This window comes from Sporosarcina sp. P2 (assembly GCF_002743255.1).
GTDB lineage: Bacteria > Bacillota > Bacilli > Bacillales_A > Planococcaceae > Sporosarcina.
The window spans coordinates 1-25,105 of the sequence record NZ_PDYY01000006.1 but is presented as its reverse complement, the minus strand read 5'-3'; the positions used below and the strand labels follow the sequence as shown (position 1 = coordinate 25,105).

22 protein-coding genes are annotated in these 25,105 nt (G+C 44.4%); 16 read left to right on the top strand and 6 right to left on the bottom strand.

Annotation, left to right across the window (positions count from 1 at the left end):
• The first annotated feature begins 29 nt into the window (after positions 1-29).
• Positions 30-1,202, top strand: a complete 1,173-nt coding sequence (locus CSV67_RS07900; RefSeq protein ID WP_099631057.1) for a PDZ domain-containing protein — start codon at positions 30-32, stop codon at positions 1,200-1,202.
• Between the two features lie 14 nt (positions 1,203-1,216).
• Positions 1,217-1,468 carry a CsbA family protein gene (locus CSV67_RS07895; RefSeq protein ID WP_099631056.1) on the top strand — a complete coding sequence of 84 codons (252 nt, stop codon included), beginning with the start codon at positions 1,217-1,219 and terminating at the stop codon, positions 1,466-1,468.
• 111 nt (positions 1,469-1,579) lie between these two features.
• Here the strand turns inward: CSV67_RS07895 and CSV67_RS07890 are convergent, their stop codons facing one another.
• Positions 1,580-1,882 (bottom strand): AzlD domain-containing protein, encoded by a 303-nt coding sequence (locus tag CSV67_RS07890; RefSeq protein ID WP_099631055.1) that lies wholly within the window; start codon positions 1,880-1,882, stop codon positions 1,580-1,582.
• A complete protein-coding gene (locus CSV67_RS07885) occupies positions 1,882-2,604 on the bottom strand; it encodes an AzlC family ABC transporter permease (RefSeq protein ID WP_233192578.1) in 723 nt (240 codons plus the stop codon). The genes CSV67_RS07890 and CSV67_RS07885 overlap by 1 nt, the downstream gene beginning before the upstream one ends.
• A gap of 107 nt (positions 2,605-2,711) precedes the next feature.
• Between CSV67_RS07885 and CSV67_RS07880 the strand changes: the two genes are divergently transcribed.
• Entirely contained in the window at positions 2,712-3,344 is a 633-nt protein-coding gene (locus CSV67_RS07880; RefSeq protein ID WP_099631053.1) for a TVP38/TMEM64 family protein, read from the top strand.
• A gap of 3 nt (positions 3,345-3,347) precedes the next feature.
• Here the strand turns inward: CSV67_RS07880 and CSV67_RS07875 are convergent, their stop codons facing one another.
• Entirely contained in the window at positions 3,348-3,548 is a 201-nt protein-coding gene (locus CSV67_RS07875; protein ID WP_099631052.1) for a hypothetical protein, read from the bottom strand.
• 325 nt (positions 3,549-3,873) lie between these two features.
• On the opposite strand from CSV67_RS07875, the gene addB reads away from it, so the two are divergent.
• The 7 genes from addB (at position 3,874) to CSV67_RS07845 (ending at position 15,360) form a co-directional block, all read left to right on the top strand.
• Complete coding sequence (addB, locus tag CSV67_RS07870; RefSeq protein ID WP_099631051.1) at positions 3,874-7,365, top strand: helicase-exonuclease AddAB subunit AddB; 3,492 nt, start codon at positions 3,874-3,876, stop codon at positions 7,363-7,365.
• On the top strand, positions 7,349-11,053 hold the full coding sequence (gene addA, locus CSV67_RS07865; protein ID WP_099631050.1) for a helicase-exonuclease AddAB subunit AddA: 3,705 nt from the start codon (positions 7,349-7,351) through the stop codon (positions 11,051-11,053). Before addB ends, addA begins: the two co-directional genes overlap by 17 nt.
• Entirely contained in the window at positions 11,050-12,237 is a 1,188-nt protein-coding gene (locus CSV67_RS07860) for a DUF418 domain-containing protein (RefSeq protein WP_099631049.1), read from the top strand. Before addA ends, CSV67_RS07860 begins: the two co-directional genes overlap by 4 nt.
• 55 nt (positions 12,238-12,292) lie before the next feature.
• Positions 12,293-13,189 carry a fumarylacetoacetate hydrolase family protein gene (locus CSV67_RS07855; protein ID WP_099631048.1) on the top strand — a complete coding sequence of 299 codons (897 nt, stop codon included), beginning with the start codon at positions 12,293-12,295 and terminating at the stop codon, positions 13,187-13,189.
• A gap of 92 nt (positions 13,190-13,281) precedes the next feature.
• Positions 13,282-13,656 (top strand): YisL family protein, encoded by a 375-nt coding sequence (locus CSV67_RS07850; RefSeq protein ID WP_099631047.1) that lies wholly within the window; start codon positions 13,282-13,284, stop codon positions 13,654-13,656.
• Positions 13,657-13,686: 30 nt separating this feature from the next.
• Positions 13,687-13,815, top strand: coding sequence for a hypothetical protein (locus tag CSV67_RS16995; RefSeq protein ID WP_255397341.1), 129 nt, complete (start codon positions 13,687-13,689; stop codon positions 13,813-13,815).
• 174 nt (positions 13,816-13,989) lie between these two features.
• A complete protein-coding gene (locus CSV67_RS07845; protein ID WP_099631046.1) occupies positions 13,990-15,360 on the top strand; it encodes an alpha-amylase family glycosyl hydrolase in 1,371 nt (456 codons plus the stop codon).
• 313 nt (positions 15,361-15,673) lie between these two features.
• Here the strand turns inward: CSV67_RS07845 and CSV67_RS07840 are convergent, their stop codons facing one another.
• Together CSV67_RS07840 and CSV67_RS07835 are read right to left on the bottom strand one after the other, a co-directional pair.
• Positions 15,674-16,531 carry a DegV family protein gene (locus CSV67_RS07840; RefSeq protein WP_099631045.1) on the bottom strand — a complete coding sequence of 286 codons (858 nt, stop codon included), beginning with the start codon at positions 16,529-16,531 and terminating at the stop codon, positions 15,674-15,676.
• A gap of 12 nt (positions 16,532-16,543) precedes the next feature.
• Positions 16,544-17,368 carry a Cof-type HAD-IIB family hydrolase gene (locus CSV67_RS07835; protein WP_099631044.1) on the bottom strand — a complete coding sequence of 275 codons (825 nt, stop codon included), beginning with the start codon at positions 17,366-17,368 and terminating at the stop codon, positions 16,544-16,546.
• Between the two features lie 173 nt (positions 17,369-17,541).
• Here CSV67_RS07835 and CSV67_RS07830 point away from each other — a divergent pair, with 173 nt between their 5' ends.
• The 4 genes from CSV67_RS07830 to CSV67_RS07805 all read left to right on the top strand — a co-directional run bounded on the left by CSV67_RS07830 (position 17,542) and on the right by CSV67_RS07805 (position 22,164).
• Positions 17,542-18,318 carry a prolyl oligopeptidase family serine peptidase gene (locus tag CSV67_RS07830; RefSeq protein WP_099631043.1) on the top strand — a complete coding sequence of 259 codons (777 nt, stop codon included), beginning with the start codon at positions 17,542-17,544 and terminating at the stop codon, positions 18,316-18,318.
• A 46-nt stretch (positions 18,319-18,364) separates the two neighbouring features.
• Positions 18,365-18,679 (top strand): metal-sulfur cluster assembly factor, encoded by a 315-nt coding sequence (locus CSV67_RS07825; RefSeq protein WP_029052483.1) that lies wholly within the window; start codon positions 18,365-18,367, stop codon positions 18,677-18,679.
• 711 nt (positions 18,680-19,390) lie between these two features.
• Positions 19,391-19,870 carry a ribonuclease E activity regulator RraA gene (gene rraA, locus CSV67_RS07810; RefSeq protein ID WP_099631040.1) on the top strand — a complete coding sequence of 160 codons (480 nt, stop codon included), beginning with the start codon at positions 19,391-19,393 and terminating at the stop codon, positions 19,868-19,870.
• 155 nt (positions 19,871-20,025) lie between these two features.
• Positions 20,026-22,164 carry an ATP-dependent Clp protease ATP-binding subunit gene (locus CSV67_RS07805; RefSeq protein WP_369803165.1) on the top strand — a complete coding sequence of 713 codons (2,139 nt, stop codon included), beginning with the start codon at positions 20,026-20,028 and terminating at the stop codon, positions 22,162-22,164.
• Positions 22,165-22,221: 57 nt separating this feature from the next.
• Here CSV67_RS07805 and CSV67_RS07800 read toward each other — a convergent pair whose 3' ends face one another.
• Complete coding sequence (locus CSV67_RS07800; protein ID WP_233192577.1) at positions 22,222-22,392, bottom strand: DUF2929 family protein; 171 nt, start codon at positions 22,390-22,392, stop codon at positions 22,222-22,224.
• 190 nt (positions 22,393-22,582) lie between these two features.
• On the opposite strand from CSV67_RS07800, the gene CSV67_RS07795 reads away from it, so the two are divergent.
• Together CSV67_RS07795 and fabF are read left to right on the top strand one after the other, a co-directional pair.
• Positions 22,583-23,515: a beta-ketoacyl-ACP synthase III gene (locus CSV67_RS07795; RefSeq protein ID WP_099631037.1), complete on the top strand. Its 933-nt coding sequence runs from the start codon at positions 22,583-22,585 to the stop codon at positions 23,513-23,515.
• A 44-nt stretch (positions 23,516-23,559) separates the two neighbouring features.
• Entirely contained in the window at positions 23,560-24,795 is a 1,236-nt protein-coding gene (gene fabF / locus CSV67_RS07790; RefSeq protein WP_099631036.1) for a beta-ketoacyl-ACP synthase II, read from the top strand.
• Positions 24,796-25,105 lie beyond the last annotated feature (310 nt).

Sequence of the window (25,105 nt, the reverse complement as noted above, 5' to 3'; positions counted from 1 at the left end):
ATAAAGACAAGCGAGAAAGGTGACAGAAGATGTCTAGCGAACTATTACTTAATTTAAAAGATGCAGTACTGTACTTTTTTCTGAATCCCGTCTGGCTAATCGCTTTAGTGGCTGCCTATATGCTTGGCAGTAAACGCGTAAGCCGCGAGCGAACAGATTTCAATGTGGGCATAAACAAAAGTTCCACTGAAATGAAACATGCTATTTCAGTAGGTTGGTTGCACGGTCTAGTTCTATCGATTTTAATCGCTGGCGTTGGATTGATCGTCGATTTTAACTGGATCATTGTTTTATCCGTTATCATGTTGCTCGTTATCGTATCCTTCTCCTATAAACTAGCCTCACCGATCTACTATGTAACTCTCGCATTTTTTGCGCTGTGGGCATTGGATCGTTTTGCGGGAGATTTTTCAATCGGCACGTGGTTCGTTCAGGAAGACCTAGACTTCTTCGGTACATTAGCGATTACGGTACCGATTATTGCAGGATTGTTGTTAATTTCAGAAGGCTTGTTGGTTCGTCGTCATGCGGCGCGTCATACGTCTCCATCGTTTGTTCCGACTCAGCGCGGAATGCGTGGTGCAATTTATCAGTCGAAGTTACTATGGCTCGTGCCGGTGGTATTTATAGTACCTGGACATATGGTAGCGGAATTTGCTCCATACTGGCCGCAATTCACACTGGGCTCAGAACAATTTTCATTCATTCCGGTTCCAGTAGTCATCGGATTCTCGCAATGGATTCGTTCTACGTTCCCGGACGTGCTACTTCCTAAAATGGGAAAAGCGATAGCTTGGCTCGGTGTAGCTGTCGCGGTGGTAGGTATTGGTGCAATTTGGATGCCGGTACTTGGTTGGGCAGCATTGCTCGCCGGGGTTCTATGCCGTATCTTGTTGAGTGCTATGATTTCACTATCAGAACGGAATAAGCAAGTGTTGTTAGTGCCTCAATCAGAAGGTGTGTATGTAGTAGCGGTTCTTAGCGATTCACCTGCAGAGAAAATGGGCATAGTGCCGGGTGATTTGATCAAGTCGGTAAACGGGATCTCGATTCATAATGAAGATGAATTATACGATGCGATCCAAGTCAATGCCGCACACTGTCGTTTACAAGTAATCGGCCGTGATCAAGAGGTACGTCTAAAGCAACAAGTGCTGTTCCGTCATGACCACTTCCGTCTAGGTATTGTGGTTGTGCGTTAAAAGGGGAGAACAATATGCATGATTTCGATACGAAGTTACTATTTGCGATGTTGTTGCCAGGGATTTTAGTTGTATTTTTTACGCGCGTGACATTTCATCACGTCGTTGGATTAATATTGACATTGTCGCTTATCGCAGCATCGGTCTATGCGGGCTATACGCATAACTGGATGTTGTATGTAGCGGATGCGGTGTCTTTGACAGTAGGTTTTTGGTTTGCATCGCGCATGGTGAAGAATGCACGACTGAATCAAACCGAGGAGTGAAAAAGCGGTTTTCAAAGAGCGTATATGCTTTGAAAACCGCTTTTTTTGTCTCAAATACTAGCTAGTACCTGTTTTAATTGTCTCCACAGTGGGGAATAGTGAGAGTAAGAGTTAAAATAAACTGTACACGGCGAGCGCTGCAATGGTACCAATCACGACAAACATTACGTCGAGGCCGAGGAAAGCTAGTGTAAACGCTGTGATCGCACCGATTACACCGAAAAGAATATCATCTTGGATATGTAAAATAGCCGGGAAAATAAGTGCACCAAGCACTGCATATGGAATATTGCGCAACACACCACTGACGATTGGCGGTAATTCCTTGCCGTCAAGAATGGTCAACGGAATCATTCGGGGTACATATGTAGCAACGGCCATGCCAAGCAACATCCACCAATACATAGATCCCATCAGTTAGCCTCCTTCCGTTTAGTAAAGCGTTCGACGTTCTTATTACTCTTTACATAAAGAATCTCAACAAATATAGCGGAGGCGAGCGTCGCGACCAAGATCGACCATCCAGTAGATAGTAACTGCGTGTAAAACAGTGCGCAGTGAATGGCTGCTGCAATCACGGCGAGCAACACCACTTTGCGATTGCCTTTCATGGACGGGACAAGCAGGCCGATGAACATCGCATAGAGCGCAACGGACATCGCTTTTTGCAGAAATTGTGGTAAGTTGGCTCCGATGACGTGACCAACTGCTGTAAAGATCACCCAACTACTATAGGCAATCAAGGCAACGCCAAACGTAAAGGCGGTAGTGACTTGCCGATTCTTCTGCGTAGCAAGAACGGAAAATGTTTCATCAGTGATTCCAAATGCGTAGATGGCTTTCTTCCATTTTGGCGCAGGCTCCACTTTCTCGCTTAGAGCAGCCGTCATGAGAAAGTGCCTAATATTGACGATAAATGTATTCGTCACGATGAGCCACGGCGCAACACCGGTCGCAAGTAAGCTAAGTGACATATATTGAGCGGCTCCCGCGTAGACGAATAAACTCATTGCGGTTGCTTCGATAATCGAGAGGCCAGTCGTTTTAGCGAGCAGTCCGAATGTCAGCGCAACGGGAAAGTAGCCAATGGCAATGCTCGATCCTGCTTTCAGGCCATGAAAAAAGGTTGTATTCACTAGGCAGCCCATCTTTCTTTTACCAATCTAGGAGCTAGTATACTATAATTCAACAAATTCTACAGCGTTATGACTAAAAATTATGAAAATCAGTGAGGGTGTTGGCGATGAATGAATGGCTATCAATTGATAAAGTGGAGGATTTGGCAGAGCAGTATGAGGCTCTAGGTTTTTTCATGGGATTAATTCCAACGTTTTTGGAGGCATTCCTCCCATTTCTGCCACTTTTCGTATTTGTTATCGCCAATGCCATCGCATTCGGTTTTTGGCTAGGCTTTCTGCTTTCCTGGGCTGGAACGGTAGCGGGTTCGTATGTGGTGTTCTTGCTCGTCCGGAGATTTGGCGGCAACAAGTTCTTCTCGTTCCTGACCCGTCCTAAAAAGGTGCAACAGTTAATTCAATGGGTCGAGCGTAATGGTTTTGGTCCGTTGTTTGTCTTAATTTGTTTTCCGTTTACGCCTTCCGCTTTGGTGAATCTCGTGGCGGGCTTGTCGAATATGAATAAGAAGAATTATTTGTTCGTGCTGATGCTTGGTAAGCTGGTGATGATTATGATGATTACGTTTATTGGGTATGATGTGCGAGCGCTCGTCACGCAGCCGATTCGGACGTTGATTATGTTTGTCGTTATTTTCTTGCTGTGGTTGGTTGGGAAATGGTTCGAGCGCAGGTTGACGCGGAAAGTCGAAGAAGATTTCAGGAGTTTTTCTAGTGTGCATGGTGATCGTAAAAAAGAATAAAGGTTAACGGTTCCTGTCTTTCTTTTCTTTCGGTACAATGGAAGAAAGAGCGATAGGGATTTTTTTCTTTCCGAAATAGAGAGAAGTGATGGGGAGGGCACCGTTGATCTGCGTTCCAGGCGGATGCTTTCCCATGGGCCCGCGGTGAGCCAACCAGTTCGCTACGCTCTCTTTTGGTTGTCTCACCTGATCGGGCTGATCCATCGGGAGTCGCCGCCTTCCACTCCGATCAACTAGTTTGTGGTTGTGAAAGGGAGAAAATCAGCGACATCGTGCTTCCTATCATTTATTTCTTGAGAGTAAAGTGGATGAATTGTCCTACGCATAATCTAACGAAGGCGCCTTGCGAAAGCCATCCACGAGCAACGAAGTGGGACAATGAAATCTCAACTAACACGGTCAGCAAAACAACAAACACCTGACCAACCGCAAATAGATAAAACACGTGCAGAACCACAACCCAGAGCTGCTTACTAACTTACTAAATGAACTTATATAAACCCAACTTCCAACGAAAGGGGAGAGAACTATGTCACTGCGCTTTATTACAGGTCGCTCCGGGACAGGAAAGACCACTTTTATTGAACAGGAAATTGCGGAAGAATTGAAAGAACGGCCGATGGGAGCGCCTATTATCGTCATCGTACCCGATCAGCTATCGTACTCGATGGAATATAGCTTATCCGTCAAATCTGGATTGACTGGTATGATCCGTGCCCAAGTATTGACATTCAAGCGTCTTGCATGGCGGGTCCTGCAGGAAGTCGGCGGCATTACACGTGAAGAGGTAGATAGTTTCGGCTATCGCATGCTCGTACGCAGTGTGCTAGAAGACAATAAGGAATCGTTCAAGCTATTTAAGCAAGCGGCTTCGAAGCACGGGTTCGCTGAGCAAATAAGTGACATCATGAAGGAATTCAGTAAATATTGTATCGATCAGCAAGCATTTTCCGAATTGATGACTTCGCTTGCCGATCAGCAAGCTCCTCGAATTTTGCAAGATAAAGCGCATGACTTGCACTTGTTGCTTAAGAAAATAGAAGAACGTCTCGGAACGACCTATATGGACAGTGAAGGGCAACTAAATGCGTTAGCTGAACAGTTAGCGCATTCGGAGTGGCTGCAGGATGCGTCGATCTATATAGACGGATTCGGCGATTTCACGACACAGGAATACACAATTATTACACAATTAATGAAATATACGAAGCGCGTTACGGTCGTGTTACCAATGGAGGAAAAAGTGCATAACAGCGAGCATGAATTATTCCATACAGCACAGCAACAGTATGAAACGCTTCAGCAGCTGGCCTATAGTGAATCAGTCGATCGTGAAGAACGTATTCATTTGACAGAGTTGAAACGCTTTTCCAGTAAAGAATTGGTGCATTTGGAAGAGCAGTTTGATCACTATCCTCCTGAATCGTTTGAATCAGAAAGCGCAATCCAACTAATTGAAGCGTCGAATCGCCGCGCGGAAGTTCATGCAGTGGCGCGTTCGATTCGCAAGATGATGCGTGAAGGCAAGCGTTACCGTGGGATGACGGTTGTCAATCGTCAACCGGATGTCTATAACGAATTGATCCAGAACATCTTCACGCAATATGATATTCCTGTGTTCATTAGTCAAAAGAAACCGATGCTTCATCATCCGTTGATTGAATTTGTGCGTTCATTGCTTGAGGCGGTGCGGACAGATTGGTCGTATGAAGCGGTGTTTAGGGCAGTGAAGACGGATTTGTTTTTCCCGATCAATGAAAGTAAACAAGTGTGGAGAGAGCGGGCAGACCGTTTGGAGAATTTCGTACTGGCTAAAGGAATCCATGGTAAATCCCGCTGGCAAGATGAAGAGCGTTGGAAGGTCAGTCGCTATAGAGGTCTGGAAAAAGTCCGTACCGTACAGACGGATGAAGAACTCGCGACTCAAGCAGAGTTTGCTGAGACCCGCGATAGGATTCGTGAACCGATTGAGCAGTTACAGCAGAAGTTAACGTCTGCTCGTACCGGTCAAGACGTGGCAGAAGCGCTGTTTTACACAATAGAATCTCTTCATATTTACGATAAAATAATAGAATTGCAGCAAACGGAACATACAATAAATCGTTTGCAAGCAGCAGCGGAACATGAACAAGCGTGGACGAGTTGGATTAATGTGCTGGAACAGTTTGTGCTGATGTTCGGGGAGAAAGAACTGCCGATTGCAGAAGCCATTAAAATATTGGATGAAGGATTCGATACGCTAGAATTCAAATTGATTCCGCCTTCGCTCGATCAAGTCACTGTGACGACGATAGAGTTATTCAATGCGATGGATGTTGAAGCGGTGTTTGTTCTCGGTGCGAATGAAGGGGTATTGCCTTTGCGTAATGATCATGAAGGGTTACTTTCGGACAGTGACCGAGAGTTGTTTAGTAAAATCGGCATGACTCTCGCACCTACGACCAAACTTCAACTCATGCGTGAATCGTATATGGTGTATCGAGCGTTTACCGGAGCGAGTGCGCGTTTGACTGTCAGTTATCCCATTGCGGATGAAGAAGGGAAAGCGTTAATTCCATCACTTTACATTCCTAGATTACAGCAAATTGTATCGAATATACCTACGGAGATCGCTGTCATGGAACCAACGGAGTTATCCGAGGATGAAGACAAGCTTGCCTATATCGAACATCCAGACGTTGCGCTGTCATACGCGATTCGTATGATGCGCCAAGCTTCAACACAGGAAGAAATCGCACCTGAATGGCAAGCGGTTCTAGCGTATTATAAGGAAGATCCACTGTGGTCTTCAGTTATAGAGTCCATCGTTCAACCCGCATTGAAGCGACAGAAAACCGAGTTGCTCGATACGGAACTGACGACAGGTTTGTATGGTTCGTCCTTTACAACGAGTGTATCCAGGATAGAATCGTATTACAGTTGTCCGTTCCAACATTTCACGACATATGGTCTGAATTTGCAAGAGCGTTTTGAATTCCAGCTGGAAGCACCGGATATCGGGGATTTATTCCATGCGGCATTGAAATGGGTATCTGACGAAGTCATGCGCCAAGGTTTGTCTTGGGCTGCGTTGACGAAAGAACAATGCTGGCAGTTAGGTCGTGAAGCGATCGATGCACTTGCGCCAAAGTTCTTCCATAGAATTTTATTGTCGAGTCCACGCTATGCGTATATACAACGAAAGTTGATGCAAATTATTCAACGGACGATCCGTGCACTACAGTCGCAGGCGCGTAATTCAAGCTTTACGCCGATTGCGATTGAGGCAGGTTTTGGTCCGGATGAAGAAATCGCACCGCTTGAAATCAATTTGAAAAATGGTCAACAGATGCATATTAGAGGACGAATCGACCGAATCGATACGATGAAAAAAGACGATCAGACTTATTTGCGAGTAGTCGATTACAAATCGTCAGCCCGTGCGCTTGATTTGACCGAAGTGTATTATGGCTTATCGCTACAAATGCTGACGTATCTAGATGTTGCACTCGAGCATGCGGAAGATTGGCTCGGCGTTTACGCAAATCCCGCAGGTGTGCTCTATATGTATGTTCACAATCCGATGTTGCGTTTGACAAAAGAGTTAAACGAAGAGGCTGTGGAAAAAGAGTTATTGAAATCCTATAAAATGCAAGGCTATATAGTGGAAGATGCGGACGTTGCACTGGCGATGGATGACCATATTGAAAGTGAGTCGTTAATTATTCCAGCACGATTAAAGAAAGACGGCTCGTTTTATTCGAATTCGAAAGTCGTGCCTCCTGAAGATATTAATATCTTACGTTCATTTGTCCGCAAGAAACATCAGCAGGCAGGAGACGGCATGCTGTCAGGTGATACACGTGTCTATCCGTACCGCCTAAAAGAACATATGCCGTGCACGTTCTGTTCGTATCAGTCAATTTGTCAGTTTGATAGTACAGATCCGACACAGCCTACACGGAACTATTCGGCCTATAAGCCGGAAGAATCACTAGAAATGATGAGGAAGGAGATCGATCCAGATGAGAATTCCAGATAAGCCGCCACATGAGACATTTACGGACGATCAATGGAAAGCAATCCACGCGTCCGGTAAAGATATTCTCGTATCTGCCGCAGCAGGTTCAGGGAAAACGAAAGTCCTCATCACGCGGATGATTGAAAAAGTATTGAACACGGAACACCCGATAGACGTGGATCAGCTACTCGTTGTGACATTCACAAATGCGGCGGCTGCCGAAATGCGTCACCGTATGGCTAGTGCACTCGAAGAAGCAATCGTCAAGGATCCTTCTTCCGTCCATTTGCGCAGACAGTTGAATTTACTGAATAAAGCACAGATTTCATCGTTGCATTCATTTTGTCTGCAAGTCGTTCGACAGTATTCATATGTATTGGATATAGACCCCGGATTCCGTATTGCCGATGCAACAGAGGCGGCGATTTTACGTGATGACACGATTGCCCTTGTGTTGGAAGATGCCTACAGTCAGCCCGATCCGGAAGCCATTTATCGTTTGAGTGATAGTTTCACAGCAGACCGGAATGATCAGGCGATCGAGACGCTGATTGATAAACTCTATGATTATTCCCGTGTACATCCGAATCCATCGCAGTGGCTAGAACTCATTCCACAGCAATATGAAATTGGTGAGGATGCGACGATTGACGAATTGTCGTTCATCGAATCGCTGAAAGTATCGATTCAGCATACGCTTGAAGAAGCTAAGACGGTTGCGCGCGATTTGCAGCGAGTAGCAGAAATGAATGACGGACCGGCACCGTTGCTTGAAACCGCGAAAGCTGATGAAGCATGGATTGACGGAGCGCTCGACTATATGTTTCACGGGAAGTGGGAAGATGCCTTTGCGTATTTCCAGACGTTGAAGTGGGTCAAAGCAGGTACGATTCGTAAAGGTACATGTGATGAAGACTTGGCTGCACGTGGTAAGACGATGCGTGATCAAGTGAAGAAAATGGTCACTGCATTAAAAGATACGTACTTTACTCGCACACCTGCCAGATTATTAGAAGAAATTCGTTTGATGGCACCACTTATGCACACGCTCGTCGGATTGGTAGAGGATTTTGCGGCGCGTTACCAAACGTTGAAAGAAGAACGCGGCTTAGTGGATTTCTCGGATCTCGAACATTATGCGTTACAGATCTTATCCGAAGAAGTCGACGGGGAGCGAGTACCTTCCGATATTGCGAACGATTACCGAAATCGATTTGCGGAAGTATTGGTAGACGAGTATCAAGATACCAACTTCTTACAAGAAGCTATTTTGCAGTTAGTGAAGCAAGGCGGAGAAGTAGATGGCAATTTATTTATGGTAGGGGACGTCAAGCAGTCAATTTATCGATTCCGTTTGGCAGAACCAGGTTTATTTTTAGGGAAGTATGATCGCTTTACATCTGAAGTAGAGAATCAAGGATTAAAAATTGACTTAAATGCCAACTTCCGGAGCCGTAAAGAAGTCCTTGATGCAACGAACTATATTTTTAGGCAAATCATGGGAACGCGAGTGGGAGAAATAGAGTATGATGACGCGGCCGCGTTAAAATACGGTGCGCAATATCCCGAAAAAGACGTATCTGCGGGCTTGACGATTTTGTATGAGAATGAAGAAGATGACATGTCGCAAGAGGAAGAAGCCCAGCAAGAGCTGAAGAAATCCCAAGTGGAAGCGCGGTGTATTGCACAGAAGATCAAGGCGTGGAAAGATGAGCAGGCGCAGGTAGCGGATGCATTCAGTGGTACACAACGTCCGCTCGAATACCGGGATATTGTCATACTCATGCGGTCGATGACGTGGTCGAGTGAAATTGCGGATGAACTAAAAGCCGCTGGGATTCCTGTCTATGTATCTTTATCTTCAGGCTATTTTGACGCGATTGAAGTGATGATTATGCTTAATACATTGCGTGTCATTGATAATCCATACCAGGACATTCCGCTCGTGTCGGTGTTGCGTGCGCCATTTGTTGGCATGACCGAAAATGAACTCGCGCAAATTCGCCTCGTCAATCGCAATGCGACGTTTTATGAAGCACTGCAATTATTCATGCAGACAGGTGGTGCGGGAGTGAATCCTGCTACACAGCAAAAGCTTCAACGGTTTTTCCTATTACTTGAAGATTGGCGAAATATGGCCCGGCACGGTTCGTTATCAGAATTGGTCTGGCAAGTATATCAAGATACGCATTACTACGAAATGGTTGGGATTTTGCCAAACGGTAAACAGCGCCAAGCCAATCTGCGTGCATTACATGACCGGGCGATGGCCTACGAGAAGACGTCGTTCCGTGGATTGTTCCGTTTCCTTCGATTTATCGACCGCATGCGTAAACGCGGAGATGATCTTGGGGAAGCGCGGTTCTTGAGCGAAAAGGAAAACGTCGTGCGGATCATGACCATTCATTCATCGAAAGGTCTAGAATTCCCGTATGTATTTTTAGCGGGAATGGGACGTCCGTTTAATAAAATGGATTTCCATAATCCGTATTTGTTTGATCAGCATTTCGGACTCGCCGTCAAAGCGATCGATCCGGATAAACGAATCATGTTTACGTCACTACCGTTTCTAGCGATTAAAGAGAAAAAGGAGCTAGAGATGCGAGCAGAGGAAATGCGCGTACTCTACGTAGCCATGACACGTGCTAAAGAGCATTTGGAATTGATTGCCTCCGTTAAAGACATTGAAAAGACGATAAACAAGTGGCAAGAAGCACAGTTATTGGATGAAGAGGATCCTTTGCCGGAATACACACGGTCACGGGCAACCGGTTACCTCGACTGGATAGGACCAGCCGTTGCGCGTCATATGGATTTTGGTAAGTTTGGTAAGATGACAGGCGGGGAACTAATCGCGGATTCGTCATCATGGGAAGTCAATGCTTTGCCATTTTCTGCTTTTCATCATACGAATGAAGTGGAGATTGAGGACTGGATACCTGTCGATCAGGAAAATGCCATGGCGGATCCCGAGTTGGTGGAAGAAGTGCGAAGCCGTTTTGATGCGCATTATCCGTTTGAATTTGCGGTGGAATTATCTTCGAAACAATCCGTCAGTGAGTTGAAGCGGATTGCGTTGCTTGAGTTAGAACGAGGAGACGCGGATCCCTTTGAAGAAATGGAACAAGGCGCCACAAAACGCATCTCAAACCTTCATGCACGACCATCGTTTTTACAGAAACGTTCATTGACGACAGCGGAAATCGGAACCGCGATGCATACCGTCATGCAGCATCTGGATTTGAAAGAGAGACTCGATCAAACGAGTGCCAAAAAATTTGTCAAGCAGCTTGAAACACGTGAACTGCTGACTAAAGAAGAAGCAGCTGCGATTGACGTTCAGGCGATTGTAGCATTTTTCGAGACGTCACTAGGCCAACGGATGAAGCAAGCCGATGAGGTGTTGCGTGAAATGCCGTTTACTTATGCGCTGCCAGCTGTTGAAGGTGAATTTCAGTTGTTACAAGGTATTGCCGACTGTCTATTTCATGAAGACGGCGAGTGGGTACTCGTGGATTATAAAACGGACGATGTCAGTAAGTTTCGTTCTGATGCGGCGATTGCCAAAGAAATGCAAGTTCGGTATGGCACTCAGTTAAATTTGTATAAGAATGTGTTGGAATCCATTCTTTCCATCGAAATTAAAGAAATGGTGCTGTACTTATTCAGTGGAGCAAAAATGATTCGCTTACAGGAGGAATATGTTTGAAGTTGACTCCTACATCTTTAACAGAACGAGTGGAAGCACTTGATTATTTGAGAGGTATTGCGTTACTCGGGATATTGATTGCGAATATGCTTCATTTCCACTCACCGTATGCGTATATGGATCCGTATTCGTGGTATACCATTCCGCATGAGCAGTCGATGTTTCATTTTATCGATGTGTTTATAGAAGCTAGTTTCTATCCGCTATTCGCCATGTTATTTGGCTATGGTGTGAATATGCAGTATGAGAAGTCATGGAGAAATCATACACAGTTCGCGCCATTCATGGCACGCCGTATGGGGATTTTATTGATTTTTGGCTTGCTGCATGCGTTGCTCATTTGGTCAGGGGATATTTTGTTCACCTATGCGTTGATGGGGTTCATCATGATTGCGGTGATCCGTATTCCAAAAAAGTGGTTGTTGACACTTTCACTCGTGATATATTTTGTGCCCACGCTATTGTTGTACGGTATATTGGCGCTGACTCGCAGTAAGTCCACTTCGAGTATGTTGGATGGATTCGTGGATACACAACAGATCGAACGTGCGATTTCCTCCTATGGAAACGGAACATTCAGAGAAATCCTAGCTTTCCGTTTGAATGAATTTATTACTTTTGAAATCGTCGGTTCGATTACAGCAGTCTTTATCATATTGCCTTTGATTATGTTCGGTGCAGCGTTATCGAAATTCAAGATGATTGAGCGTATGTATGCGTTGAAAGGAAAGTTATTTCTTGCGATGCTAGTATTCATTCCGATTGGCATAACCTTGAAAAACATTCCAAGCTGGGACGGGCCGAAATTTGAGAATATCTTACTCATTCAATCCATAGTGGGTGGCCCCATTCTGACACTTGGCTACGCAGCATTATTTTTATTGCTGTTTCAAGTTTCGTTTTTGAAAAGAATGACACAACCGTTTGCAAATGTAGGCAGAATGGCGTTTACGACGTATATTATGCAGTCAATCATTGCGACGATGATATTTTATTCATATGGAGTAGGTCTGTATGGTAAAGTAGATATAGTGACCGGCACGTGGCTGGCACTCGGGATTTTTGCGATTCAGCTCATTATAGCGCAGGTATGGTTGACGAATTTCCGAATGGGGCCACTAGAAGCTATGTGGCGGAAGTGGTCTTACGGAAAGAATTTCGTCGTTAAAGAGGAAAAAAAGTAGATTTTGTCGTAACATAGGAATATGTGAATTCACATGGAAAGGGTTGGGTATTCAAATGAAATTATTGTCATTCCGTTACGAAGGACAGACTTTATTCGGACCAAAAGTTAAACGTGAGGAAGCTGTATGGGATCTACTCGCTATGGCGGAAGCTTTGGAACAAACTGATTTCCCCAAAACGATGATTGAAGGCGTTTCACATGGGATGGATTTTGTGGAGGAAGTTCGTAAATTGGTAGAGAAAACTGAAGTTGAAGGCAATGTAGAGCAGTTCAAGCATGCGTTCACAGACATCGAATGGTTGTCTCCAATTCCACGCACACCGAAAAACGTCTTGTGTGTTGGTAAGAACTATCTTGACCATGCAGAGGAACTTGGATCAAAAGCACCTGAGAAATTGATGCTATTTACCAAGTCTCCAACATCAATTGCAGGAGACGAGCAAACATTATCGATCCATAGTGACGTGACGGATTCATTGGATTATGAAGGAGAGTTGGCTGTCGTTATTAGTAAGACAGGCAAAAATATTCCTAAGCAGCTGGCGTATGATTACGTGTTTGGTTACACAATTGGTAATGATATTACTGCGCGTAATATTCAAACAGAGCACAAACAGTTCTTCCTAGGAAAGAGTTTAGACGATTCTTGTCCGATGGGTCCTTATGTGGTGACGAAAGACGAAATTCCCAATCCGCAAAATTTATCAGTTGTAACGAAAGTGAACGACGAAGTGCGCCAAAATGGCAATACTTCCAATATGATTTTCAAAATTGATGAGTTGATCGCTGAAATCTCTAAGTATGTCACATTAGAGCCAGGTGATGTCATCTTGACAGGTACGCCAGCGGGTGTTGGTAAAGGTATGACACCACCGACCTACTTAAAAAAGGGCGATACGGTAAAGGTATCCATCGAAGGCATTGGTACACTAGTTAACCGTTTTGAATAATAGGCAGGTCTATGAAATAAGCTTCAGAATAGTCGTAGTTTGAAAGATATGGTAGGATATTAATCGACTAGACAAATAACGAGGTGGAAGAAATGGGATTTTTAACTGATACAACCCATATGCATATTTTTACATGGGTAGTAGGCATTGTACTTTTTTTCGTTACAGCAAGCATGGCAAATGGAACAAAAGGAAAAAAGATTACACATATGATTTTGCGTCTGTTCTATGTATTGATCATCATCACGGGAGCTGCGCTATTCTTTAAGCATATGAGTATTGATTCTATGCTATATGGCATCAAATTTGTCCTCGGTATTCTGACAATCGGATTTATGGAAATGGTTCTGGTTCGCGGTAGTAAAGGGAAGAACACAGGTCTTATGTGGATTCTCTTCATCATCGCATTACTTGCAACGATGTTCGTAGGTTTCAAATTACCGGTAGGTTTCAACTTTTTCGCATAATAATTACTGACTAGTATAGGAGATGAGCCAATGGCAACACAGGCTGGCTGGATATTTTTGATTGTGATCCTGTTACTGATGGCACTGTTTGCTATCTCCGTTTTGGTCAGTGCGCGTAAACAACGGGATCTGGACTTCTTTGCTGAAGACGATAACTAATGCGCGCAAGCAGTGGGGGATCTTTCCTCCACTGTTTTTTTGGTTCAGAAACTATACTTTCACAAGATTGCCGTATTTACAGAATGCGTCACAGGTTTTTCTGAGAAAGAATGGCATGGTCTGTAACCGTTTGATAAACTAAAAGAAGAGTTTGTATGAGGAGGATATACTAAAGTGAAACGAATAATCGGACTACTGGCAACGTGTATGCTTGCCCTTTCGATAGCACTACCTGCTTTTGCAGATACTGACCGGGCTTTCAGCGACGAAAGTATCTATGATTTACTTGTCGACCGTTTCAATAATGGGATCGAATCAAATGATATCGAAGTGAACGCACAAGATCCAGCTGCGTTTAACGGTGGCGATTTTGCCGGAATCAGCAATCGATTGCAACACTTGATCGACATGCACTTTACGATGATTTCTGTCGGACCGGTTTTCAAAACAGCTTCATATGATGGAAATGAAGTTCTTGATTATTATGAGATTGAGCCGCACTTCGGTACAGCGGAAGAGTTCATCGCATTAATTGAAGAGATGCATGCGAATGATTTAAAAATTATGGCGGATTTTCCTTTAGTAGGTGATGTTAGCGATCCAGCTGTACAGCAAGAACTGACGGATGCTGCTGTACAATTTGTTTCCGATTATGAGTTGGACGGGCTTCGTTTGACATTACTTGATCATGCGAATACGGAGTTCCTAAACAACATGATTGAAGCCGTGAAGGATGCGAACAAGGGGTTATACGTGATTACAAATGAACAGAGTGATGCGTCATTTGACAGTGTACCGGCTGAAAAACAAAGTGCAGCCATTCAGGAATCATTCGTGCAAGTAGATCCAGATACTTCTTCATTGGATCAGTTTAGTAATGACGATGCAGGTAAATTACTGCAACTTGATGATTTAACTGGACCGCGTTTTACATATAAAATGGTGAAACTTCGTCAATTCCCACCGACACGTTGGAAAGTCGCAACGGTTGCACAATTCATGCTTCCTGGAGTTCCACTAGTTCCTTACGCAACGGAAATAGCCGTGAATGGTAAAGAAGCACCGGAATCTCATCCGTTCTTTAATTTTAAAACCGATATGGAGTTACATGAGTGGATTGGTGATCTAAACACTCTTCGAAATGATTCGGAAACACTTCGTACAGGTGATTTCAAGATTTTGCATAATAAAGACGGATTTGTCGTATTTGAACGATCTTCTGAAGATGAGAAGTGGATCATTGCGCTCAATAATACGTCGAAAGTGCAAAGCTTGGAGCTTGATCCTGCTGAGCTTGGGGAGAATAAGAAACTTCGTGGCGTGCTTGGTCAAGATTTGATTAAAGAGACGAAGGATAATAAGTATCACGTGGTCCTTGATCGTGAGTTGGCGGAAGTATATATCGTCGAGGAGGATAAAGGATTTAATACGCCTTATCTGATTGCTTCGATTATGGTAGTTGTTCTGTTTGTCTTGTTCTTGTATATGGTTATACGGAAGGGTAAGCAGGGTCGGACTGAGGAAGCTGTTAGAGAGAAGAAGTAAGGGGTAAGGCACCGTTGATCGACGTTCCGGGTGGACGCTTTCCCGAGGGCGTGGCTTGAGCCAAGCGAAAAGCGAAGGGTTTGCTTTGCCGTATTTCTGTGTACTTTGCAGAAATTAAGGCACCTGACCAGGGTCTCAAGGCGCACGCTGATCCTCCGGGAGTCGCCACCCTACACTTACGATCAACTGGCGTATTCCATTGAAATTAAAGAGTAGTTCAAAAAAGTTCAAAAGAAAAAGGTTCAAGAAAAGTTCCTGATACTGGAACAAGTCTTGAGCCTTGGACAGTCTGCGGTGTATGCAGGCTGTTTTTTTATTCGTTTTTTGTGTGATTGAGGAAGAATAGGGCGATAGTTCCGGGACCGGCGTGTGAACCGATGACGGAGCCTATTTGGTGGATTTCGATTGCTTTTGGTTGAATGACTTCTTGAATCATTTCCTGAAACTCTTTGGCAGTGGTCAGGTCATCGCCGTGGCTGATGGCGATGGTTTGTTGTTGAAGATTACTGCCGCGTTCTTCCATCACTTCAATCATACGACGTAGGACTTTTTTGCGTCCCCGATGTTTTTCGATTGGGACGAGTTTTCCGTCTTCTACGTGAAGCAGTGGTTTAATATTGAGCAGGCCGCCGAAAAATGCGCTCGCTTTAGATACACGACCACCTTTTGCCAAGTAGTCCAGGTCTTCTACTGTGAATAGATGTTCCATATGCATCGCCATGGTGCGAATTTCTTGTTCAATTTCTCGCATGCCGAGGCCTTCGTTGCGCAGACGGACCGCTTCTTTTACAAGTAGACCAATGCCAAGTGAAGCGCAGTGTGTGTCGATTACTGCCAAGTTCATAGAAGGGTTGTCACCTTTTACTAGGTCACTCGTCATAACGGCTGTTTGGTATGTTCCTGACAGTTGGGAGGAGAAGGCGATGTACATACCGTCTTCACCGGACGCTGCAAGGTCTTTCCAGCTGGTCATCATTTTATCGGGTGAAGCTTGGGATGTCTTTGGTTGTTGTCCCTCGCGAATCGCATCGAAAACTTCCTTGGAGTTGATCTCGACGATATCTTCGTATTCTTTGCCGTCTAGAAGAACGCTTAACGGGAATAGTTCTACTTCGTTATCTGTAAAGAAGTCTAATGGTAAATCACAAGCGCTATCCGCAAAAATTTTCATTTCTTTTCCCCCTTATACGACGATGTTTTTCTGTAAGGATAATCGCTCTTCTAGTATACGTGAAATTCCGTCTTCATTATTCGTGTCGGTTATTTCGTCTGCAATGGATTTCAAACGGTCGATCGCATTCCCCATTGCGACACCTACCCCAGCATAGTCGATCATTTCGAGGTCGTTGTCTTCGTCTCCAAATGCGATGATTCGGTCAACCGGTACGTTCATCCATTTCGCAACCGCGTCAATGCCTACAGCTTTATTGAGGCCGTGACGTACTATTTCCACGATGTCAAATGGAGCTCCCCAACGACGGTGATCGATGACTTCCGCATGCAAGTCTTCAAGATGCTGTCGAATCGGATCAACTGTTAACGGGTCGGCTTGAATTAACAAGCTTGTTGGATCGGTTCTTAATGAATTCCGAATATCACCAGCAGTGATGAGTGGATTACCAAAGTTTAAAATGTCTAAAAATCGTTCATCATGATACTGCGCATAGACGTCATCCATGACTTCCGCTATGATATTTTTAACTGGGAAGTTCTGCATGGCATCTACTACTTCATTGACAACTGGTAACGCAATCGTTTCGTGAATAGTTTGCCATGAACGATCGGTAGGGTGGTGAACAAAGGCACCGTTAAAGTTGACGATGGGTGTGGTCAGATCAAGCTGCTGGTAATAGACTTCACTAGCGCGGTATGGTCGTCCAGTCGCAATCATGACGTGGTGGCCTTGCGAAACAGCCTTACGAAGTGTCTGTTCTGTTTTGGGTGAAATGATTTTTTCATCCGTCAATAATGTTCCATCTAAATCTAAAACAATCAAATGTGGTTTCAAAAAAATCCTCTCCTACTAGTGCTAATACTTTCAGATTGTTATGTCTTTATAGTTTATCGTTAACGGTGTAAGTAAGTCAAAAAAATGAGTGATAAGGCGAAGGTATTGTCTTATCTGTTACATGTTGCTATTCTAACATAACAGTAAATGATTGTAGGAAAAGAGGAATCGTCATGATTATTCGTTCAGAAAAATGGCAAGAGATCCCGGTACTTCATATCGTGGAAGAGTCAAAAGAGAAAGAACGCATTCCTGTTGTACTATTTTTTCATGGATTTACTAGTGCGAAAGAACATAATTTACACTACGCATACAATCTGGCAAAACAAGGAATTCGTGTGATATTACCCGAAGCTAAACTGCATGGGGAACGTTCAAAATCACTCGATGAGTTTCAACTAGCATTAAGCTTTTGGGACATCGTGTTAACTTCTATTCAAGAAGCAGATGTTTTACATGATGAACTATATAAAAGAGAATTGATCGATGACGAAACATTAATCGGCATGGGTGGTACTTCAATGGGTGGAATCACGACATTCGGCTGCCTCGCGAATTATGATTGGGTCGACGCAGCTTCCGTGATGATGGGTTCACCTGCATTCACGCGCTTAGCGAAAGGACAAATTTCTTACGCAGAGCGTGGCGGTAGGGAAATCCCGGTGTCTCAAGAAGAACGCGAGCAACTATTCGCAGCGCTTGATCAAGTAGATCTATCACAAAATCCAGGCAGACTACATCAGCGGCCACTTTTCATTTGGCACGGAGAACAAGATTCGATGGTACCGTTTGAGTTTACGAAAGAATTTTACGAGGAAATTCAAAAGGATTACGTAGAGCAGCCAGAGCTTTTGAAGTGGATGCCTGACGAAAATGCAGGCCACTCCGTTTCACGTCCAGGAATGCTTGCATCAGTCGATTGGCTTGCACACCATTTGCGTGCAAGGTAGTATGTTGGTAAGATAAGATTACTACACAGCAGAGAGGAGCATTCCGATGAACACAGAAGAAGAAATCAAGCAGTATTTATTTGGTGCGTTGGAAAACGTCATCGACCCTGAATTAGGTATTGATATCGTCAATCTTGGATTGGTTTACAATGCAGAGTTGCTCGACGAAGGAGTCGCGAAAGTTACAATGACGCTGACGTCAATGGGTTGCCCAATGGGTCCACAAATTGTAGCGAATATTGAGCAAGAGCTAATGGAACTTCCAGAGGTCAAGGACACAGTGGTAGATATCATTTGGAATCCACCATGGTCCCGCGATAACATGTCACGTTATGCCAAGATTGCACTAGGCGTACGTTAATAGAATACATCAACCACACCGTTTTATATGGTGTGGTTTTTTTAATGGCTTATGAGTCAGAATGAAAAGGAATGGAGTAGGTGGCAGGTTGTTGGGGTGGGGATTGGCGCTTCAGAGGGGGCGCTTTCCTGCGGGCATGGCTTGAGCCGCTTCCTTCGCTTCGCTACGTCCAGGGTCTCAAGGCGCACGCTGATCCTCCCGGAGCATTCCTCCTAGTGCAAAGATGTGCTCCCAACGCTTCGCTTATGCTCGCAAAAGCCGTACTTCGCAACGGCTCTCGCACCAATCCCTTACGGGGTGAGTGGGAGCCACTTGTTGTTGTGCTTTGAAGTTAGGATTTAAATTTAGTTTGAACTTGAACTTGAATTTACCCTATTTTAAGAGATAACAATAATTCATACCCACTTGCCAGTGCGTAATCTAATTCTCCCACTTTAATAAGTAGGATTGAAGCGGAAGCTGGGGCGACTCCTGGAGGATCAGCGTGCGCCTTGAGACCCCGCAGGGAGCGAAGCGGACGAGGAGGCTCAAGCCACGCCCTCAGGAAAGCGTCCCCAGCTGGAGCTTCCATCCCATGACGAACACTAAGTAACTCACTCTGGCAAACCCTTTTAAGTTAGATAACAATATTTACAATAAAAAAGGAAATGCAAGATTTTGTCGAATAGGAATAGGGTAGCGTCAAACAGAATGTACTAGGGGGAATGGGAAATGTCAGTTAAAACAGCAGACCTGTGTGATGACTTCATCGACGAACTGCAAGTGTGCACAGTAGAGTTCAAATCCTACGGAAAGCACAAGAGATTCTCGGGGCCGATCTCAACAGTAAAAGTCTTTGAAGACAATGTGTTAGTAAAGGAAGCACTACAAACGATTCCGGAAGGCAATGTATTGGTTGTAGACGGCGGAGGGTCAAAACGCTGCGCACTCATGGGGGACATGCTCGGCGAAATCGCGCAAGATCGTAAACTTGCGGGTGTTATTATCTATGGCTGTGCACGCGACACAGCGGATCTTGGTACACAGGAAATCGGTGTCATGGCGATTGGCAGCATGCCCGTGAAAAGTATCAAACGTGGCGAAGGGCAGAAAGAGGAAGTCCTTCATTTCGGAAACGTTGAATGGACACCAGGTCACTATGTTTACGCGGATGAAGACGGGGTAGTCGTTGCGTCTCGCCAACTAGTTTAATACACGTCGCTCGCATAATTGCGGGCGACCTTTTTTATCTAACAAACGTACATTCATTCGAGTGTTAATCTTTTACATTACGCAAAAAATATACTATAATTAAATTAATCAAAGATAGTCAAAGTCAAATTAATGAGAGGCGGATGTATATGCGTATGGATGGAATGCAAGAAGATCAGCGCTCACCACTAGAGCAATTCGGTCGCAATCTTGTGGAAGAAGTGAAAAACGGGAAAATGGATCCGGTTATTGGCCGGGATGAAGAAATTCGAAATGTAATCCGTATATTATCGAGAAAGACAAAAAATAACCCAGTCTTAATCGGTGAGCCGGGAGTCGGTAAAACGGCGATTGTTGAAGGATTGGCACAGCGTATTGTAAAAGGTGATGTGCCTGAAGGGTTGAAAAACCGTCAGATTTTCGAGCTGGATATGAGTGCGCTAATTGCGGGTGCGAAGTATCGTGGAGAGTTTGAAGAGCGTCTGAAAAGTGTCTTGAAACAAGTGAAAGAAAGTGATGGAGAAATCATCATGTTCATTGATGAGATTCATACTATAGTAGGTGCTGGAAAAACAGAAGGTGCAATGGACGCGGGGAATATGTTGAAGCCGATGCTTGCACGTGGTGAATTGTACTGTATTGGTGCAACTACGCTTGACGAGTACCGGATGTATATCGAGAAAGATCCGGCACTTGAACGACGATTCCAGCAAGTGATGGTACGTGAACCGTCTATAGAAGATACAGTGTCGATTTTGCGTGGATTAAAAGAACGTTTTGAATTGCATCATGGTGTGCGTATTCATGACCGTGCAATTGTTGCGGCGGCGACATTGTCTGATCGGTATTTAACTGAGCGTTTCATGCCGGACAAAGCGATTGATTTAATTGATGAAGCGAGCGCAATGATTCGTACAGAAATTGATTCGATGCCATCTGAACTGGATGCGGTGACTCGTAGAATTATGCAACTCGAAATTGAAGAGCAAGCATTACGTAAAGAGAAAGATACGATGAGTCAGTCACGCCTTCAGACTTTACGAGAAGAGCTGCAAGACTTGAAGGATTCTTCAAAAGATATGCGAGAGCAGTGGGATAAGGAAAAAGCGGCATTAAAAATTATTCAAGCAAAACGGGAAGAACTTGATCGCTACCGCCGTGAACTTGAGGAAGCGCAAGGTAATTTTGATTTAAACAAAGCCGCTGAATTACAGTACGGTAAAATCCCGACGTTGGAAAAAGAATTAAAAGAATTGGAAAGTCCGTTAGAAGGAACAAAAGATATACGTCTTTTACGTGAAGAAGTGACGGAAGAAGAAATTGCTTCTATCGTTGCTCGCTGGACAGGCATTCCGGTAACGAAACTCGTTGAAGGCGAGCGTGAGAAGTTATTGCGCTTACATGAAACTTTGAAAGAACGTGTCATTGGACAAGACAACGCAGTACAACTCGTCACTGAAGCTGTCTGGCGTGCGCGTGCTGGGATACAAGATCCGAATAAGCCTATTGGGTCGTTCTTGTTCCTAGGGCCTACTGGTGTAGGAAAGACAGAGCTTGCGAAAACGCTGGCTGCTACGTTATTTGATTCGGAAGATCATTTCGTGCGAATCGATATGTCTGAGTATATGGAGAAACACAGTGTGTCACGTCTAGTCGGTGCACCTCCAGGATACATCGGCTATGAAGAAGGCGGTCAGTTAACGGAAGCGGTTAGAAGAAATCCATATGCCGTAGTATTGTTGGATGAAATTGAAAAAGCGCATCCTGATGTGGCAAATATTTTACTGCAGATTCTAGATGATGGGCGTATTACAGATAGTCAAGGACGATTAGTAAACTTTACAAATACTGTCGTCATCATGACATCGAATATCGGGTCCGCTTATTTACTTGAGAATGATTTGGAGGATACTGAACATGCCAAAGAAGATCTGATCATGGCAGCTCTTCGCGGTCATTTCAAACCTGAGTTACTGAACCGAATGGATGATATCATCATTTTCCATTCATTGACTACAGATTCATTTAAAGCAATTACCAACAAGATGCTCGGTGATTTGGTTGGTCGTCTGGAAGAGCAGGATCTCGAGCTCGTCTATGATGATGAAGTACTCGACTGGATTGTTCGTGAAGGAGCAGATGCGGACTTTGGTGCGCGGCCGTTAAAACGATTCATTCAACGACATGTGGAAACGAAAGTTGCGAAAGAAGTAATACGAGGTGGTCTTGTAGAAGGACAGCAAATCAAACTTTCCATGCACGAAGGGGAATTAGTTGTAGAAGTTGTCCGATGAGATCAAAATAAAAAGCGTAAGAACTGGTGAACAGTTCTTACGCTTTTTGATCGTAAATCAAACGTCTGCTGGAGATTCGTTTGGAATGATTGCAGTGATAATCAATACAAGTACAGCCAAAACGATTGAGACGGTAACGCCCGCCATGAAGTCAAATGCATTGCCACCAATGGAGCCCGCAACGTAGTTTAACATAGCTACCAAGAGGAACGACCAAACAAATGTCATAATATAGTGCATGATTTTCACCTCGACTAGTCTATTTCATAATACATCATACCATAGCAAACTAAATCGTTGAAAACAATATATGTATTATATTTGACGAAAAAGTGTCCTCGTCTTGAAAAAACATATTTTTTCTTCTATAATTACTACCAGGTACTAATATTAGATGATAAGGAACGGGGTAGATGAAATGAGAGCTGGACTTTTAGGAATGGGGAAATATGTTCCGCCCACTATTGTAACAAATGAAGATTTAGAAAAAAGTTTAGATACTTCAGACGAATGGATTCGGACGCGTACGGGAATCGAAGAGCGTAGAATCGCATCAGATGATATTAAAACATCAGACATGGCATTTGAAGCAGCAAAAAACGCATTACAATCAGCAGATATTCGTGCTGATCAAATCGGTCTGATCTTGGTAGCTACGGTTACACCGGATACTATTTTCCCGTCAGTTTCATCGATGATCCAGGAACGTTTAGGTGCAAAGAACGCAGCAGCAATGGATGTTTCTGCAGCGTGCGCAGGGTTCATGTATGGCGTGGTAACAGCTAAGCAATTTGTTGAATCTGGCACGTATGATTATGTTTTAGTAGTAGGTGTGGAAAAGTTATCGGGAATCGTTGACTGGGAAGACCGCAATACCGCTGTCTTGTTTGGAGATGGCGCAGGAGCGACAGTTGTTGGGAAAGTTAGTGAAGGAAGAGGAATCCTTTCATTTGAATTGGGTGCAGACGGTTCAGGTGGAAAACATCTTCATCATGACAAATATTTAGAAATGAATGGCCGTGAAGTATTCAAGTTTGCGGTACGTCAAATGGGCGAAACAGCAGTCAGTGTCGCTGAAAAAGCTGGTTTAACGACGGACGAAGTGGACTACCTGATTCCTCACCAAGCAAATATTCGTATTATGGAAGCGTCACGTGAACGTTTAGGCTTGCCGGTTGAGAAAATGTCGAAAACGGTTCATAAGTACGGAAATACATCGGCTGCATCTATACCGATTTCATTGACAGACGATTTAGCAGAAGGTCGAGTGAAAGATGATGATGTGATTGTACTTGTAGGATTCGGCGGCGGCTTGACATGGGGCGGCTTATGTATAAAATGGGGTAAGTAAATAGCCTGGCAAATAAAAGTTGACAATAGAAAGGAAGTTTGAAATTGGAAAAACGACGTGTAGTGGTAACGGGTATCGGTGGAATCTCTCCGGTAGGTAACTCGGCTGAAGAATCTTGGAAATCCGTGTTAGAAGGGAAATCAGGTATTGACACGATGACAAGACTGGATCAGGAGAAATTCCCGGTCAGCGTAATGGCAGAGGTTAAAGGTTTCAATATTGAGGAATACGTTTCCCGCAAAGATGCCCGTAAAATGGATCGATTCACGCACTATGCAGTTGCTTCAGCAATGATGGCAATGAAAGACGCGAACCTGGAACTTGAAGGCGACCTAGCGCTTCGTACAGGAGTTTGGATTGGTTCAGGAATCGGCGGAATGGAATCACATGAGACACAATTTAATACATTCCTCGAAAAAGGGTACCGACGCGTCAGTCCATTTTTCGTTCCTATGATGATTCCGGATATGGCTGCAGGACAGGTATCGATTTTCACGGGTGCTAAAGGAATCAACTCTTGTTCCGTAACAGCTTGCGCATCCGGTACAAACTCTATCGGAGATGCATTTGAAGTAATCCTTCGCGGAGATGCAGACGTCATGATCACAGGTGGAACTGAAGCGCCTATTACGTCACTTGCAGTAGCAGGTTTCATTGCAAGCACAGCGTTATCTTTAAATGATGATCCTAGCAAAGCTTCCCGTCCGTTCGATAAAAACCGCGATGGCTTCGTAATGGGTGAAGGTGCAGGTATTTTGATTTTGGAAGAGTATGAACATGCGGTAGCACGTGGAGCGAAGATCTATGCAGAAATCGTTGGCTACGGTTCAACAGGAGATGCGCACCATATTACAGCACCAGCACCAGGCGGAGAAGGCGGAGCGCGTGCGATGCAACAGGCATTGGCAAAAGCAGGCGTTGAACCTACGCAAGTCAATTATATTAACGCGCATGGAACGAGCACGCCGTATAATGATTTGTTTGAGACGATGGCAGCAAAGACTGTGTTTGGTGATCATGCGTATAAGTTGGCGATGAGTTCGACTAAATCCATGACGGGTCATTTGCTTGGCGCGGCTGGTGGTATTGAAGCGATCTTTACTGTGAAGGCGTTGCAGGAAGGGATTTTACCTCCTACGATGAACTATGAGACGCCGGATCCAGAGTGTGATTTGGATTATGTAGTGAATGAAGCGCGTAAGGCAGATATTACGTATGCAATGAGTAACTCGCTTGGCTTTGGTGGGCATAATGCTTCGTTGGTGTTTAAGAAGATATAAAGATAGACGGAAAGGGTCGTTTAGACTCCTTTCCGTTTTTATTATGGAAGAAGTTCAAGTTCAGGGGCCATGGCTAAGGGGAGGGCGCCGTTGACCGACGTTCCAGGCGGACGCTTTCCGGAGGGCGTGGCCCGAGCCGCTTCCTTCACTACGTTCAGTCCAGGGTCTCGAACTCACGCTGATCCTCCCGGAGCATTCCTGTTTGGTTAGTGGAGCCCTATTGAAATAGAAAAGTCCCCTTGGTATGATTCGGGGGTGTCAAGGCATCGACTACTTGACCCCTAATAATAACCAAGGAGGACTCACATGA